At 60.5% G+C, this 16347-nt stretch carries 13 protein-coding genes and 2 rRNA genes; 10 read left to right on the top strand and 5 right to left on the bottom strand.

The genetic code is table 11. The features are described from left to right. From AC1AYN_RS10480 to AC1AYN_RS10460, 5 genes are all read left to right on the top strand, one after another. Positions 1-123: ribosomal RNA gene (locus tag AC1AYN_RS10480) — 23S ribosomal RNA — on the top strand; the annotation flags it as partial. Between the two features lie 160 nt (positions 124-283). After that, positions 284-400 (top strand): 5S ribosomal RNA (gene rrf, locus AC1AYN_RS10475). Between the two features lie 387 nt (positions 401-787). Next, positions 788-1177, top strand: a complete 390-nt coding sequence (locus AC1AYN_RS10470; protein ID WP_476503290.1) for a hypothetical protein — start codon at positions 788-790, stop codon at positions 1175-1177. Between the two features lie 234 nt (positions 1178-1411). After that, positions 1412-4999, top strand: a complete 3588-nt coding sequence (locus AC1AYN_RS10465) for an SNF2-related protein (protein ID WP_476503291.1) — start codon at positions 1412-1414, stop codon at positions 4997-4999. A gap of 67 nt (positions 5000-5066) precedes the next feature. Further along, entirely contained in the window at positions 5067-8423 is a 3357-nt protein-coding gene (locus AC1AYN_RS10460; protein WP_476503292.1) for an Eco57I restriction-modification methylase domain-containing protein, read from the top strand. On the opposite strand, the gene AC1AYN_RS10455 is transcribed toward AC1AYN_RS10460, so the two are convergent. After that, positions 8412-8858: a TaqI-like C-terminal specificity domain-containing protein gene (locus AC1AYN_RS10455; RefSeq protein WP_476503293.1), complete on the bottom strand. Its 447-nt coding sequence runs from the start codon at positions 8856-8858 to the stop codon at positions 8412-8414. The two genes, AC1AYN_RS10460 and AC1AYN_RS10455, sit on opposite strands and share 12 nt — an antisense overlap. Here AC1AYN_RS10455 and AC1AYN_RS10450 point away from each other — a divergent pair. Next, positions 8752-9465 carry a master DNA invertase Mpi family serine-type recombinase gene (locus tag AC1AYN_RS10450; protein WP_476533153.1) on the top strand — a complete coding sequence of 238 codons (714 nt, stop codon included), beginning with the start codon at positions 8752-8754 and terminating at the stop codon, positions 9463-9465. The genes AC1AYN_RS10455 and AC1AYN_RS10450 overlap by 107 nt on opposite strands. Positions 9466-9490: 25 nt before the next feature. Here the strand turns inward: AC1AYN_RS10450 and AC1AYN_RS10445 are convergent, their stop codons facing one another. From AC1AYN_RS10445 to AC1AYN_RS10430, 4 genes are read right to left on the bottom strand one after another with little or no spacing between them, the layout of a single operon-like run. Continuing rightward, complete coding sequence (locus tag AC1AYN_RS10445) at positions 9491-10360, bottom strand: ImmA/IrrE family metallo-endopeptidase (RefSeq protein WP_476503294.1); 870 nt, start codon at positions 10358-10360, stop codon at positions 9491-9493. Positions 10361-10389: 29 nt separating this feature from the next. After that, a complete protein-coding gene (locus AC1AYN_RS10440) occupies positions 10390-11358 on the bottom strand; it encodes a hypothetical protein (RefSeq protein ID WP_476533152.1) in 969 nt (322 codons plus the stop codon). Positions 11359-11363: 5 nt separating this feature from the next. Continuing rightward, positions 11364-11663, bottom strand: coding sequence for a hypothetical protein (locus AC1AYN_RS10435; RefSeq protein WP_476533151.1), 300 nt, complete (start codon positions 11661-11663; stop codon positions 11364-11366). Between the two features lie 15 nt (positions 11664-11678). After that, positions 11679-12569, bottom strand: a complete 891-nt coding sequence (locus tag AC1AYN_RS10430; protein ID WP_476533150.1) for a hypothetical protein — start codon at positions 12567-12569, stop codon at positions 11679-11681. Positions 12570-12838: 269 nt separating this feature from the next. On the opposite strand from AC1AYN_RS10430, the gene AC1AYN_RS10425 reads away from it, so the two are divergent. The 4 genes from AC1AYN_RS10425 (at position 12839) to AC1AYN_RS10410 (ending at position 16346) form a co-directional block, all read left to right on the top strand. Then, a complete protein-coding gene (locus tag AC1AYN_RS10425; protein WP_476533149.1) occupies positions 12839-13675 on the top strand; it encodes a hypothetical protein in 837 nt (278 codons plus the stop codon). Between the two features lie 44 nt (positions 13676-13719). Beyond that, positions 13720-14229 (top strand): hypothetical protein, encoded by a 510-nt coding sequence (locus AC1AYN_RS10420; protein WP_476533148.1) that lies wholly within the window; start codon positions 13720-13722, stop codon positions 14227-14229. A 164-nt stretch (positions 14230-14393) separates the two neighbouring features. Further along, complete coding sequence (locus AC1AYN_RS10415) at positions 14394-14810, top strand: hypothetical protein (protein ID WP_476503299.1); 417 nt, start codon at positions 14394-14396, stop codon at positions 14808-14810. Positions 14811-14966: 156 nt separating this feature from the next. Continuing rightward, complete coding sequence (locus AC1AYN_RS10410) at positions 14967-16346, top strand: exonuclease SbcCD subunit D (protein ID WP_476533147.1); 1380 nt, start codon at positions 14967-14969, stop codon at positions 16344-16346. The last annotated feature ends 1 nt before the right edge of the window (position 16347 follow it).

Raw genomic sequence — 16347 nt, 5'->3', positions numbered from 1 at the left:
AGTATTCCCAGGGAACCACGGTTCCTGAGACCCCCCATGCAGAACACGTGGTCGATAGGCCGGACGTGGAAGCCCCGCGAGGGGTGGAGCCGACCGGTACTAACGGGGAAGCGCGACACACTCAATCCCCTTCTATAGGGGACGGCATCAACCACTCTTCTGCGAATGCACGCGACACGGAGCAACCGTGACGTCACAACCCAAACGATCAACATGAAGCGTCCACCATCCGGTCCCCGAACCACCAGCATCCGGGGAGGAACATCCCTGATAAGAGAAGATTTGCGGCGGTCATAGCCCAGGAGAGACGCCCGGTCCCATTCCGAACCCGGAAGCTAAGACCTGGCACGGCGATGGTACTGCACCCGAGAGAGTGTGGGAGAGTAGCACGCCGCCGCATCACACGATAAGAAAGGGCCCTTGGTCGAGCACAGCTCCCAAGGGCCTTCACGCATATTCCAAGACACACACGCGCGACATGCACGCCCCTAGGCGAGGCATCAGCCGCAAGCAGATGGAACGGATTGAACGGTTCATCGCCGAACCTCCCGAAGAACCGGACCTGCGATTCGACGTCTGCATCAACGATCACGAAGAGCATTAGGGAACTTAACGCTTCACCGTGCTGTTTGGCGGGTTGCTGTTTCCAACCGAATGAGGCGTACGAATGGCCATTTTCGGGGCGTGTCGCGTATTCCGCGTGCTTGTCCGGTTTCTTCTGTCGTAACGGTTCGGATGGTCCGGACCGCGGAATCAGCCCCGGATAGGGGCGGGAAGGAAGAACATCATGGGAACCGTACGATTCATCGATCCCGCTGAAGACGACGACAACATCGAGGATTACACAGTGCCGATCCCGGAAGGACTGACGGAGGAATTCCACCCGTCTCATCCGGTGACGACTCGGGAGATCATCGATTGGGAGGTCCACAACATCGAACCGTATCCGGGGTACGCGGAGGAGGTGAACAACTGGGAGAAGGCATGGGAGGAGGTCAACCGTGCGCAGCAGACCGCGGATGGCGGCTATATGCCCATCATCGATCCGGTGCATATCAAGTCCGACGATGGCGACGATGATGATAATGCCGAAGGCGTGGCCGCCGCCGTCGCGTCCACCGCGGATTCGGATTTTTCAGGTTACCACGTGCTGAGAGCGGCGGCAGGCCTCGACTAATCCGATGATTCCGATTGGCTTCATTGACGGGCATTCCCCTGGCTATGCCGACTTGCGGACCTACACCAAGGGAATGTCTATGAAGACAGCGGCGATGGTTGCCGAATGGGAGACAGCGAGGGAACTCGCATGCCTCATGAGATTTCTATGGCAAGGCACGAGCAGGGGAACGGACCCGATTATTGAGTAGCATGGAAACAACAGCGAGGTCGTGCGATCGGAAGGTTGAAAACAATGGGGAATCTGATTCGTTTCGTGGATAACCGCAGGCAGTCCTTGGGGGATGTGCTGCGTCAGGTGGCTTCGAATCCGGTGTACAAGGATCTGTCCATCGTCACCGGGTACTGGGATATGATCGGCACGTCGATGCTGATCGATCTCATCAAGGATTACCGGTCCGTCAGGATTCTGATCGGTGCGGAACCGTATGCGAATAAAAGGCTCGACCTGACGAACCTGTACAAGGATTTCCCCGATGCGGACATCGCCGAGGACCTCAGGGAGCTCGGTGACCTGCCGGAGGACAAGGTCGCCCGGTACAGGGAGACGGCGCGCATCCTGGCCGGGATGATCCATGAGGGACGTCTGCAGGTGCGCATCTGTCGCAAGCCGTTCATCCACGCGAAGGAGTATGTGTTCGGCTCCTACGACACCGAAGGTGCGGTGGGCATCATCGGCTCATCCAACTTCACCGGGCGTGGTCTTTCGGATACCGCGACCGGCGGCAATGCGGAACTGAACTATCTGGAGGATGACGAGACGACCGTCCTGTACGAGCCGCGCACCGAGAAACAACAATACGGTCATCTGTCCTGGTTCGACATGATGTGGAATCTTCCCGAGGTGCAGGATTGGACCGGTGACTTCCAGGAGATCATCAGCAGCTCTCCCGTGGGCAACAAGACCTATGGCCCGTATGACGCCTACATCAAGGCGTTGATGTGGCTGTTCCCCGATGAGATATCGCAGGAATTGGATGACGGCGACGACGATGGGAAATCCGATGTGCTGTTCTCCTACCAGAAGCGCAACGCGGGCATCCTCGTCAACAAACTCGACAAGACGGGGACGGCGATCCTCGCCGATTCGGTCGGTCTCGGCAAGACCGTGACCGCGGGAGCCGTGATCGATCATTTCAGAAGGAACGGCAAGAGGAATATCGCCATCATCCCTCCCGCGAAGCTGAAGAACCAGTGGCGCGCCGATCTCAAGGAGTTCTTCGATCTGGATGAATCCGGCTACAGCATGGTGTCGCAGCAGGATATTCCGGCCATCCACCAGTTGCGGGACGCCTACCGTCGGTCGTACCCCGCCGATCTGATCGTCATCGACGAGGCGCACAACCTCCGCAACGAACGTTCCGAACGGTTCAAGGCTGTTCTGGAGCTTGTCTCGGAGAATCCCGATGCCAAAGTGCTGCTGTTGACGGCCACCCCCATCAACAACGGATTCAAGGATCTGGTCAGCCAACTGGAGCTGGGATTGGGAGGCCGCATGCAATCCGGGGTGATGGTGTCGTATCAGGACCCGGCGGGCGGTTCCTCGAACGTGCGGACCAAGGATTTCTTCGAGTTCCTCCGAATGCTCGACACGCGGCGGAAGGCCATGGAGCGTCGGGGCGAGTCGTTCGATTGGGAGGTGTATCGCCAGCCGTTGTCCCAGGGTATCAGCCATTTCATCGTGCGTTCGACCAGACGGGGCGTGCAGGAGGAATCGAAGCTGCTGAACGGCGGCAAGGCCGCCGCGGGATTCCCGGAGAACACGTTCGATACGATTGATTATGCTTTCCCGGCACGGGCGTCCGAAGTGGTGAGAGAATCCATACGAAAGCACGGCGAGTCGTTCGAGGGCGTGGATCCGCTCCGATTGAACGATGGGGAACTGGCGGGGGAGACGCAGCGGCTGCTGCACCCGCTCGACATCGTCGAGCAGGATCCTCGGCGCTTCGTCGATGCCGGGAGCCGGAAAGCGGGGTCGCTGGTCGAGGACGTGTGCGCTCTGATTTCGTTGCTGGGGTTCCCCGTCTATCGTTCCATGTTGTACTCGTGGGAGTACCGGAACATGACCGTGGAGGGCATAGGCCTGCTGCAGGTCTCCGATGACGAGGCCGCGGAACTCCGTTCGGCGATGTCGATCCACAATATCCTGCAGACCATATGGCTGAAGCGTCTCGAATCATCGTTGCAGGCGTTGAAACTGTCCGTGGAGCGCTATCGCCGCAGGCTCGACAGGTTCGCGACCTGGCTGAAAGCCGGTTACGTCATCGAATCGTCGTCGCTGTCGCTGCTGGAGGATGAGGACGATGAGCAGAAGCTGGAGTTCTGGGATGATTCCGATCAGGATGTCGATCGGAACCTGGATGACCTTGGCGTCAAGCGGGCCAAGGCGGATGAAGCCGATTTCGATCTGGACGGCCTGTGGAAGGACATCCGGCGGGACCGGAACATCACCGACGTGCTAATCGAGTCGTTGGCCGAATGCGTCGATGACGGTCTGGACGCCAAGCTCGAAGCCTTCCGCGACGAGTTCGGCAAGGTGCTGCATGACGGACGGTTCGGAGGGAAGATCCTGGTGTTCAGCGCCTATGCGGACACCATCGACTATCTTCACGCCAAGCTGCCGGCGCTGTTGGAGAAGGAGATTCCCGATTTCAAGAGGAAAGCGGCGTTCCTGACCGCGGCTTCGACCGATCTGGACAACGTCGTGAACCGGTTCTCGCCGGTATCCAAGAAGTACACGTTCGCCGGTTCCGAATATGAGCTGGACTACTTGTTCTCCACGGATGTGCTGTCGGAGGGGCAGAACCTGCAGGATGCGGCCATCCTCATCAACTACGATCTCCACTGGAACCCGGTCCGCATGGTGCAGCGCAACGGACGCGTCAACAGACTGGGGTCGAAGTTCGACAAGGTGCTCATCGGCAACATGGCTCCGGCCGAGGACCTGGAATACTATCTCGGCCTGCTTTCCCGCCTGCAGGGGAAGATCGACACGATCAAGAACTCGATCGGCACGGATCAGGGCGTGCTCACGGCAGCGGACGAGAATCCGATCGAATACATCCAGGACCTGTACAGCGGTGACGACGCAAAAATCCGAAAGGTGATGGACGGTGTCGACGCGGAGAACGACATGCTGTCATGGCAGGGGGCGCACGTCTATGCGTTGCGTGAGTTCCTGCAACACGCGTCCCAGAAGGATTTGGATCGCATCGCGTCGATGCCGAAGGGGAAGTGGAACTATCTCCCCTCGGATTCCGGTCTGCACGGCTCCGTGGTGGTGATGTGCGAACAGGCCGGGGGCATCGGCAACGGGATGAACTATCGTTTCGCGCGTGTGGATCTCGACAAGGGCGGAACGGTCGAGCCCATCGCGAACGAAGAGGCGCTGAACCTGCTGAAGGCCGATCCCGAAGACAATGCCCGACGGGTCGACCATTCGCAGGTGAACCGGAACGATGTCGAAAAACTGGCGCTGACGCGGGTGGGAATGGCCAAACCGGTCAAGGCGAGAAAACCGTTCAGACCGAAGAAGTCCGAGATCCAGCTGCTGGGCGTGTTGCAAAGCCAGCTGGGAGAACGCGATCTTCTGGGAGCGTTGGGGGCCGTTCAGGGGTTGGTGCAGGCCAATCAGCGGTATGGCACGTTGATGAATGCCCTGCGAAGAGAGGCCGGCAAGGTGGGAGATGTGCAATCGCTGACGATCAGCGAGGCGTTGCTTGCCGAGTGGCGGTCGTTCTTGAACGATACCGGGCAGGACGGTGGCGAAGGCCATGGCGGCAAGTGGCGGTGCGCTCTGGTCGGCATGTCTCCTGACCTGTGAACCGGGAACGACGGCTTCGATGGGATACAATCCATAGAGCATCAGGTCAAGGGAAGGAATGGCGGGCATGATTACGTTCACCGGTCTGCAAAACGCACTTGAGGAATATGGTCGGTACGATGACGTCGACGCGTCCGATGATGACCGCAAACGTGCCGGTATGCGTGTGGCCGTATGGGTGCTCGCCATGCTCCGTGGGGTGGATTCCGACGAGTTCCCAATCGATGACGAGACCAAGGATGCGTTGTTCCGTCCATTCCCGGTGGACCATGAGGAGTGGTTCGTGACCCATCCGCTTATGCCGAAGGACGCCTTGGCATGTAGTCTGACCGAGGATGACGATTGGTTCGATGCCACGTTCAGAGGCTTGAAAGGGTCGGCCACGAAGGCGCGTATCAGCGCCTGCGTGGCCGAGGGCGCCCATTGGGAGGACGGTGTGGCGCTCGCCTCCAACCTGTACGGAACGTATCCGATCGGAATCTACTTCTTCGCCCCGGCCAATACGCCGTCCATCATCGTGGTGGTGTCCCGGGCGGGCAATCTGCGCACCATGGAGCTCCGAGGCTCTCTGTCGAACACGCAGAAGCGCATCCTCTCCGACCTGCACGGCGTACTTGGCGAGGGCAATCTCGCTGGTGATGATGAGGAGGCCGTCAAGGAGCGCGTGCACGCCGCGCTCTGGGACGCCTTCAACATGGCCGAGGTCAACAAGAGCTTCTATGCGGGCATCGCGGCGCGTTTCAACACGTTGGTCAAGGCGTTGGTCGCCTCCGGTCATGAGGAGGAGGACTCGAAGATGTTCTCCAGCCGTCTGATCGGCCGTATCCTCTTCGCCTGGTTCCTGAACCAGAAGGGGTTCCTCAACCCGGACGAGCATTACCTGGATATCGACGGTCTTAGCGCGGGCGAGTACTACGAGCGGAAGCTGAAGCGCCTCTTCTTCGGCACGTTGAACACGGCGAAGAACAAGCGCGGTGATGATGGCGACCCCGTCACCCCGTTCCTGAACGGCGGCCTGTTCGAGGAGCAGGAGACGGATTTCCCCGGCGAAGCGATCCCCTTCCCGGAGGATTTCTTCACTGGGCTGTACGAGCATTTCGGCCAGTACGATTTCACGACCGACGAGTCCACGCCGGATTACGAGCAGGTGGCCATCGATCCGGAGATGCTCGGACGCATCTTCGAATCCCTGCTCGCCGAGCAGATGGACGATACCGGCACGACCGCGAGAAAGGCCAAGGGCGCGTTCTATACGCCGCGCGAGATTGTGGCGTACATGTGCCGTGAGTCGGTGCGCCAGTACCTGTATCGGGCGCTCGGCGACGGCAAGGGGGTCCATGAGGGCGTTGACCGGCTGCTGGACAGGTCGGACGGTTCATGGGAGACCGACGGCGATGCCCGCAAGGGGCTGTGGAACTCGAACACCGAGACGGTGCTGCCGAAGGCGATTGCGGCGATCGAGCACGTGCGCGTGCTCGACCCGGCATGCGGTTCCGGTGCGTTCCCGATGGGCATGCTGCAGTTGCTGATGCGTTGCCGCGTACGCCTGATGGGCAAGAAGGCCACGGCGGATGCCTACCATCAGAAGCTCGAGATTCTGCGCAACAGCGTGTTCGGCGTGGACATCGAGCCGATGGCCGTGGAGATCGCGCGCCTGCGCGTGTGGCTGTCCATGATCGTGGAACGCGAGTCGATCGATCAGGTCGAGCCGTTGCCGAACCTGGACTTCAAGTTCGTGTGCGCGGATTCGCTGGTGCCGTTGGCTCCCGCGGACGTGGACGGTTCGGACAGGGCGGATGATGCTTCCATCGGCGATGTGCGGCTGAACGGCGGCGCCCTGCAGCAGGGGGCGTTCGATCTGGCCGATGAGGGCGAGTCGTTCGTCAGCCTGAAGGACATCCGCGCCCGATACTTCTCCACCACCGATCCGGAGGAGAAGCATAAGCTGATGGAGCGTTTCGAAAAGATCGCGCAACGATTGGGAGGCAGCTCCGACTCCTCCCCGAGGGGCGTTCAGATCGGTCGTTTCCACCCGCATTCCGCCACGAGGGCGGAAGGTCAGGCGCCGTTCTTCGACCCCGGGTTCATGTTCGGCACGGAGACGTTCGACGTGGTCATCGGCAATCCGCCGTACGTGCAGCTGCAGAAGATGAAGAACAAGGCGAAGCTCTATGAGGCTTTGGGGTACCGCTCATACAACAGGACGGGAGACCTGTACGAGCTGTTCTACGAGCGTGGGCTGGATCTGCTGTCCGACCATGGCGTGCTCGACTTCATCACGTCGAACAAGTGGATGCGCAACAAGTACGGCAAGGAGCTGCGCAAGCATCTCGCGCGCAACGCCGAAGTGATCTCGCTCATCGATCTGGGTGCCGGCCGGTTCAGCAGCGCCACGGTCGATACGAACATCATGCTCCTCGCCAAGGGGCATGCCGGTGAAGTGCTGCAGGCCGTGCGGTATGCGGATGATTCGCTGAACGACATCGGCAACTATGTCATGGAACATGCCACGACCATCCCGTTCGGAACCGTTACCAGCACGGACAAGACGAACGGCGGCAAGAGCGTGACGGATGGCGGTTCGCCGTGGGTGATTCTCGCCGATGTGGAGCGTTCCATCAAGCACAAGATGGAGGAGGCCGGCACGCCGCTCAAGCAGCTTGACGTGCGGATTAACTACGGTGTGAAGACCGGATTGAACGATGCGTTCATCATCTCCAAGGAGAAGCGCGACGAACTGGTCGCCGCCGACCCGAAGAGCGCCGAGATCATCCGCCCCGTGCTCCGCGGCCGCGACATCAAACGCTACCGCTACGAGTTCGCGGACCGTTATCTTGTCGCATCCCATAACGGTTATAAGCATGGTGGAGAGGTCGTTCCTCGCGTAGATGTGGATTCATATCCTGCGGTTAAGGAGTGGTTGGATTCGTTCGAACCCAAGTTGTCCAAACGCGCTGATCAGGGTGATACCCAGTACAATCTTCGTGATTGTGCTTATATGGACGATTTCTCGCAACCGAAGATCGTGTGGGGCGAAATCTCCGACAAGGCCAAATTCGCCTTCGACGGCGACGGCGCGTATGTGCCCGAAGCGACGACGTTCCTCATGGCCGGCGAGCGCCTTCCCGTTGTTCTGGGGTTCCTGAACTCACATCTCTCCGAGTATTATTTCTCCACTTTGGGCACCACGACGGGAATGGGAACCGTTCGATGGAAGAAATACACCATCGAACAGCTCCCCATCGTGTCGCTCGTAGGAGCGTCCGAAGACGCGTTCCTCCAGCTCGTTCAAGCCAGGCTGAACGACGACTGCACGCAGGAGGAAGCACGTGAACTCGACCATGCGTTGGACGAAAGCATCGCCGAAACGATAGGGTTGAACCCGCAGGAGAGGAACTTCATCGAACGCTTCTCATTGGCGTGAGAACCGTTCGATGGTCTCCTGCTCGGCATCGGAAAGACCGAACAACCCATATACCAGCTGATCTATGGCGTTCTCCTCCGATTCGGAGGCCAGTCCCCGTCGGCAGTGCTCCTGAGCGGTGCAAGCCAGCAGGGAGATCCGATTCCGAGTGTTCTCCGGCACATGATGCGGAATCGGAATCTGCTCCACGAACACCGGCTTGTACTCCATGTATCCGCCGCTTCGGGTGACTCCGACCTGATGCACATACCAGTCCGCCGCCTTGGAATTCAGTATGCCGAGCAGGAACCAGTCGTCCGTAGCGATGAACGGCGAAGGCGCGCAGACGATGGCGTCATCCTTCACCATGGCGTACTGGGCGCGCATGCACAGGTTTCCCCACACGATCTTCGGTTGCGAGAAATCGTCCAGTATGGGTGGTGACTTGGCAGCCATGATCTACGGATACATCAGAGTGAGCAGCGACAAGCAGACGGTGGAGAATCAGCGGTTCGAAATCGAACGTTGCGTACGGAACGAAGGCCTTGCGGTTGATTGTTGGGTCGAGGAGACCATCAGCGGCACCAAAGCGGTGAACGAGCGAAGGCTTGGTAATCTACTTGACTGTGTCGTTGATGGAGATCTCATCATCTGCTCTGAATTATCGCGACTCGGTCGCAGCCTGTTCATGATCATGGACGTGCTGAACCAGTGCATGAGCCGTGGATGCCGTGTTTGGACCATCAAGGATGGGTATCGTCTCGGCGACGACATCCAGAGCAAAGTGCTGGCGTTCGCTTTCGGCCTGTCCGCCGAGATCGAACGCGACCTCATCAGCCAGCGGACGCGGGAGGCGCTCGCTCGCCGCAAAGCCGAAGGTAAACCATTGGGACGACCGAAAGGCAGCCTCTCGCAGACGGTGAAGTTGTCCGGCAAGGAGTCTGATATACGCGCCATGCTTCGGCGCGGCTGCACCAAAGCTGACATCGCGCGGAAATATCATGTCCATCGTGCGACCGTGGGGCGTTTCATCGCCACTCGGATGAGCGGAGTGACAGAATGACCATCATGCAGTACTCCGCCAGATCTCAGTGACCACCCATGACGAACATGCAAGCGTACGATGGAGCGACACTGATTCGCGTGTAATGCTTGGGCCGTGTGCGCGGAATACGCGGCTTGTCGAGGTTCGCGATACAGATGGTCATCTCGTCATGGTGCTCGCCGGGGTGTCTGCGCCATGGTTCGTGTTGCACCTCGTCAAACGCGTCCAGCACCAGCTGCTCCGCCGGCATGATCTCGATGTCGTCGTATTCGGTGTGACCGTCCGAGAATGCGCGTAGCTTGGGATGGCCGTATTGGTCGATGAACGTGACCCACGCGCCCGGCTGCAACAGGCCGGCCACCCGTCGGGCCACGGCGGGCCGTGACGCCTTGACGCGTTTGTACAGGTGGCTCACCGCCAAGGCGTTCCAACGGTGGGTGCGCAGTTCCGGAATCACCGAATCCGGAATCAACGCCTTGGAGGCGAACATGTCGCATGCCTTCTCCTCGGCGCGTTTCTGATCCGCCTTGTCATCAAGGTCACGCAAAGCGCAGAAGAGCTCGATATCCGAGTTCTGCAGATGATGCCCGAGCTCATGGAGGATCGTGAAGTAGGTTCTCGGGGCGAAATCGCACGCCCGCACCTTGATGAAGGCCCTGCCGTCGGCAGTCTTGTACTGGGGTAGGCAGTATCCCGAGACCTGCTCCCTGTCATCGTTGTCGCTGACATCCTCATGACGTCGCTGGGAGTGGGTCTTGTCGATGTCCATCAGAATTTCGTCATCCCAATGATCGCGTATATGGTACGGGTCACCGAGACAGTCCTTGAGGAAGGTGTCCGGATGCTTCTCGTTCGCAATGGCGATCATCCGATCGACCTGCCGGACGACCCACTCCCTTGACAGCTTAGCCATGTCGTTCGTTCATGCCTTTCCGACTGCGGTCAGTCCTGAGCGTCGTCTTCGGCGAGACGATTGCGGTACGCGTCATGCAGCGCACCGCGCCATGCCTCGCGACCGTGGCCGTCCGGACGTGCTGCGAGCGTGAATGCGTCCCGCGCCAGATTGACACGTGCGTCGCCGTCCAGACGCTGTGCGTACTCGTCCGCGTCCCGGCGCCAAGCCGGCTGCTCCACTTCGACCAGAAGATCTGCAGGCAGGTGGAACGTGCGCTTCGGCGTATTCGGCGCCTGCACGCCTGCGTCGGCGAGCTTGGCACGCTGCTCGTCCGTCAACGGGGTCGCGCCGTCCAGCACGTCGTCCACCTGATCGAATGGCAGGCCAAGCACGGTGATCAGCGCCTTGGCGTATTCGCCGCGTCCGGGAGTCGTGGAGACCTCGGCTTCCTCGTCCTTCTCGTGCAGCTTCGGCAGGTCGAAGCACATGGCGTGCCATTTGAGCAGGATGACGGTGATGTCATCGCGGTCCTTGACGAACGGGGAATCGTACGCTCCGCTATCGTGGCCACGACGAATCGCATCAGCCTTCTTCGCAAAACGAAGGTTGTCGTTTTCGATGGCCTTGACGGCGCTTTCGGACAGTTCCTTCATCGGCTTATAGAGTAGACGCACCGGAATGAGGGCCTTCAGGCCGGGCCATGCGACCATTTCGATGTCCAATGGCGTGTTGCCGACGACGAGCGAATCGTCGGTCTCGCTGCGCAAGTCGTTCGACAAGGGGATGACGGTGGCCATACGCGGATCGTCATCCACTGCCGTGATGAGCACGTACAGGGAATCTCCATTGGCATAGGCGCTCCACAGCTGCCCCCGCTTCACGCCTTCGTCCAGTTGGTGTTTGATGCGTTCGGGGGAGTCGAGATCGTCGCCGCTGGGCATGGTGATTTCGGGCTCGATGTCTTTCAGCTGATCGTACATACCGAGCAGCTCGGTAAAGGATCGTGTGTTGTTCATGATGTTCAGGCTTTCTGCTCGGGTTGTTGACCTTCAAGGGCGAGCAACGCCCTGCGGATATTCGGATTCTTGCTGTTGAGCAACTTGCCGAGTATCTCCGGATGCTTGTTAAGGTACTTGGTTTTACGTTTTGGCGGGAGAATCTCAAGCGTTTCGGCGAGATCGGTCATCCACTGCTTGTCGTCCCCGCCCTCGATCGTTTCGAGCGCGGCGTCCGCGGCGGACGTGTCGTCCACTGCGAAGTCGATCGGGTTGCCGTCCTCATCCGTCGGATGGGTCACCGTGATATGCTCCTGCACGGCCATGCGGTATCGGACGATTTAGAATACTGAGCCGAGCGGCAACGTGCCCTTCGCTTCATTGAACACTCCTTCCAGCATGTTCTCCATCTGGCCGGGCAGACCGTAGTTCGGATTGCGTTTGCGGTCTGCGTCCTGCAACGCCTTCCTGTCGATGGAGACGGGGTAACGGAGAGCCACCGTCTCCAACTTGGTTTCGGAAACGGCGGAAGGGGTGTGGTATTCGTTCGCATCCAGTCCGTGCGAGTCAAGGTATTCGAAGGACAGTCCCCAGTTTCCGCGGCCGCCCCTCATCCTTTCCTTGCCGGTGGGTTTGCCGCCGCCAAGACGCCCCGCTTCGGGAGCGGTGAAGTCGTTGGTGAACCGGGAATCTCGGCCCATCCGCTTACGCAGCACATCTTTGGCTTTGCCTTCATCGGTGTGCTCGTACATCTTTCTGAACCAGCCCTCCGCGCTGGTCTTGATGAAGCTCACGAACTTGGCGTCGTTTTCGGTCCGGGGGTCATCCATCGCCGCCAGCAGATTGTCCAGACAATCCGCGTAGAACTGGTGTGCGCAATCGCGTGGCGTGTCCGGAGCGCCCTCGGGCAACGTCGGCCTGTACTTTTCGAGCAGTTTTCCGACCTGGTTCTCGATCATGCACAGTGCCAACGGGCCGAACTCGCGCTTCTTCTTGCGGAATGGTGTGGGACCGTTCTTGTCGTAGCGGTATTCGCCGATGAACTCGTCACGATAATACTGGGTCTTCGTTTTATCCCAGTCGTCCGTTCCCTTCCTCTGTCCGGACATGCCGCCTCCTTGCATCGGTATGACTGTCGCCCAGTCTACCGCCCGGATGCATGGCATGCCGTCGGGGCGGAAACGTGTCGCCTCCAGTCGGTCCGATCGCCGTGGCATGGGGTCCTCCAGCATCGGCGTCTCCTTTCCTCGTCGTGTGCGTCATGCTCATGCGTGCCGTGACGGATCCCGCCGTCGTGACGCGCTGTCGGCGATGCGGGCCGTCGCCCGTCGTCTTCGTTTCCGGCGGACACCCCTCTTAACCGGACAACGCGCGCACTGCCGCGAAACGCCGGGGAATGAGGCGTGTCGCGTGTTTTCATCGTATGTCCGGTTAGGGAAGGCGGAACGCACGAACGGTCCGGAACGTCCGAATCGCCGAGACGCAGGAAAGGAACGGCATCATGCTGGACATGTCGAAGAACAAGCACTTCCATCCGATTCCCACCGGGAGGAACCGCAAGCTGGCGCGCATCAAGCTCTGCTATCCGGACAACGCTCCCGGACTGCAGCGTCTGCTCACGGTCCGCACCCGCGAGACGCTCCTCAGGTTTGACGTCGCCCACTTTCGATTCCCGTTGCAGGATGAGAACGGCGCATGGCACGGCAAATGGATCGAACCGTTCACCATCATCGACACGCTCGGATGCATGGTCACGGACGACCGCACGCCGGCGCGCGGGCAGTTCAATATGCGTTTCCTCAAATACCGTCTGCGCAACGGCGTCACGTCGCCGCTGGCGAAGATCAGCTTCCGGGAGGCGATGCCGGGCATGCCCGACTCGCCCGTCACCACGCACGTGGACAAGCTGTGGGACGCGCTCGATCGGGGTGTCGCGATTCGCGACGGTCTGCTCACCGGCAATCCGGACAAATCGCTGGCCGGCAGCTTCGCGATCATTGAGAACACGACCGGCGTCGTGCTTCCCGCGTTCGTCGGCACCGTCATCGAACTCATCGTGGGCGAGGAGAACGCGATGACGATCCGCATCCGCCCCATCGACTCGGACACCGGCGTGGAACACGATCCCACGAACGACTACCACAGCCTCAATGGGCACGAACGCTACGAATCCGAGACCGGCTATTCGGACGCGCAGCTGCGCGCCGACATCGACGCGTGGAGCGAGGATGTGCGCCGGCTCGTCGCTCTGCGCGACACGTCCGCGTTCGACAAGGAACGCGCCGCGGTCGAACGGCTGCGCGAGGTGACGCGCGACGACGACCGGTGGAACGCGTGAACCGGACGACGGCGACGACCGCGGCGGAAACGACGAAGGAAACGATGAAAGGAACGACGATGACGATGGCGATGATGGCCGCGACGGCCACGATGGCTGCGACGATGGCACCGACGGCGACGAAACCCGGACTGCTGCTGCCGGGCGTGCTGTACCTGGACGATGTGTTCGAGGAGTTCAAGCGGGACGATACCGGCCTGCCGCCCATCGAAGACGAGGAGGACGGCGGCGACGGGCGCCCCCACTGCGTCTACGAGTCGGGCGGCTACACCGACGAGGACGACGACTTCGCCGACCTGTATGACACGGAACGCAAAAGCGTCTACGGATGCCAGGAGACGCCGGAATACTACATCAAGTCGCTGCTCAAGGATCCGGGCGAGGCCCGCGTGGAGACCTTCTACTACTGCCCGCGTCATTTCGCGCTCAACATCGGCTATCTCGCGGACGTCATGGCGCGTTGCCCGCAGGAATGGGAGATCGACAACTATGTGAACAACGGCGAGATCCCGTTCCGCTTCGCCCTGCAGGACTGGGGTCGCATCGGCAGGTGATGGACGTGTGTGGGTGACGTCTGAAGCGTTGATATTTCCGGTGTGTCGCGCTTTATTGATGGTTGTCCGGTTATGGATGGTGTAAGGCGGGACGATTCCGGAGCGGATCGTCCACCGCGAGGAGAATCCGCCGGGAACGCCGGCGGGGAAGGAAGATGATTGGAATGAGGTTCCTTGAAACGCTGGGTAGGATCGTATTCGCTGTGGTCATCGGTGCGCTGTTGGTCAATGTCGTGGGGCTGTCGGCGTTCTTCAGCTCTCCTGCTGGCGAGACGTTCGTTAAGGTGTTCAACTACATGACCACCGACTTCATTGCGGACGTCGCCATCGTGATTTTCGATGTGCTGGTCGTGGTCGCATTCTCTGCCGCCCAATATGTGGTGTATCAGATCGTGACGCGGTTGCACCGTCGTGTCGATGGATTTGTCCAAGTACGTCGAGTGTTGGGCATGATGGTGCTTGCGGCGATTCCGATTCTCCAGATCATCATGGGTTGGGGACTGTGGTTCGTCGTCGGTGCCGCAGTACTCAGCTTCGTGTCCGCGGAGGCCATGTTCCTCAGCGAGATGAACGACGACTAGGCGTCTGACATGCGACATGGTGATGACGCGCATGGCGATGCGCCATCGCGAAACCGGTATATATGCATCGGGCGGGGATTGTCCGGTTACGGTGGATGAAGGCAATGGATACGACGGTGCCGCAGATGGGCCGTCGACGGAACGAAAGGAGCCGGCATGAGGGTGCTGCATACCTCCGACTGGCATATCGGGCGCAGGTTCAAGGGCGTGGACCTGCTCGACTACCAGCGCAGGGCGCTGGAGTGGCTGATCGACGTGGTCGTGCGCGAGCACGTGGACGTGCTGTGCGTGTCCGGCGACGTCTACGACCTGTCCGTGCCATCCGCCGAGTCGATCCGTCTGTTCGATGCGATGTTCGATCGGCTCGGACGACTCGAGATAGACGGTCGACCATTGGAGATCGTCATCACGCCCGGCAACCATGATTCCGCGATCCGTCTCGGTACCGGCGCCGGTCTGATGCGTCCGAACGTGCACGTGCGCTGCGGACTCGACACCATCGCGGAACCGGTGACGGTCACGCGTGGCGGCGACTCGCTCGCCGTGTACGCGTTGCCGTACCTCGACCCGGACACTGCGCGCTCCGGACTCCAGCAACTGTTGGAGCAGGCGGGCGTTGACTATCGCATCCCGCGCTCGCATGAGGGCATGATGCGCGCGGCGATGGAGCTCGTCACGCGCGATCTCGCCGACCGGCGCGCCGCCGACCCGCATGTGGCCGCCGCGCTCATGGCGCACGCGTTCGTCTCCGGTGCCGCGCCTAGCGACTCCGAGCGGGGCATCGCCGTAGGCGGCGTCGACAGTGTGCCGGCCGGGCTCTTCTCCCATAGCGGTCTCGACTATCTGGCGCTCGGTCATCTGCACCGGCCGCAGCGGGTGAACGTGCCCGACTTGCCCGTCGACGAATCCGTGTTCGGTCTCGACCGCACGCCGCAGGCACGCTACAGCGGATCGTTGCTCGCCTACTCGTTCTCCGAAAGCCGCGTGCCTCCGGTGAAAGGCAACGGCAAGAGCGTGGTGCTGCTCGACATCGCCGACGGACGCGTGGGAAACCTCCGCACATTGGACGTGGAATCCGACGAGCCCGCGTTCGTGCGGCTGGAAGGCACGGTGGATGAGATACTGGGCGATTCCGCCGCCGCTCATCATGACGACTGGGTATCCGTCACCGTGCACGTCGGCGAATTCCCGCAGGGGCTCTACCAGAAGATCGACGACCGGTACGAGCACGCGTTGGAGAAAAACATCGTCTACGACCGGAGCCGTGCGTCGACAGAGCGGAGAGCCGTGGACCTTCGAACGGCATCCTCCGAAATGGACGTGCTCGAACAGTTCGTGCGACATCAGCTTGGCCGTAAGGCCAATGAGGAGGAACGGCGGGTGTTGGAGGCCGCGTTGGAGGCCGCCCGGGCCAAACATACCGAACACGCGGACGGAGGCGTATCCGACGATCCGGCGAAGCATATGCAAGGCGTCGTCGCCGATGAGGGCGATGCCGGCGGGATGATGATCGACGGCATGGAGAAGGAGGACTGAC

Source organism: Bifidobacterium sp. LH_413, assembly GCF_056357015.1.
The sequence above is the reverse complement of the archived record's forward strand: the minus strand, read 5'-3'. Positions and strand labels throughout refer to the sequence as shown.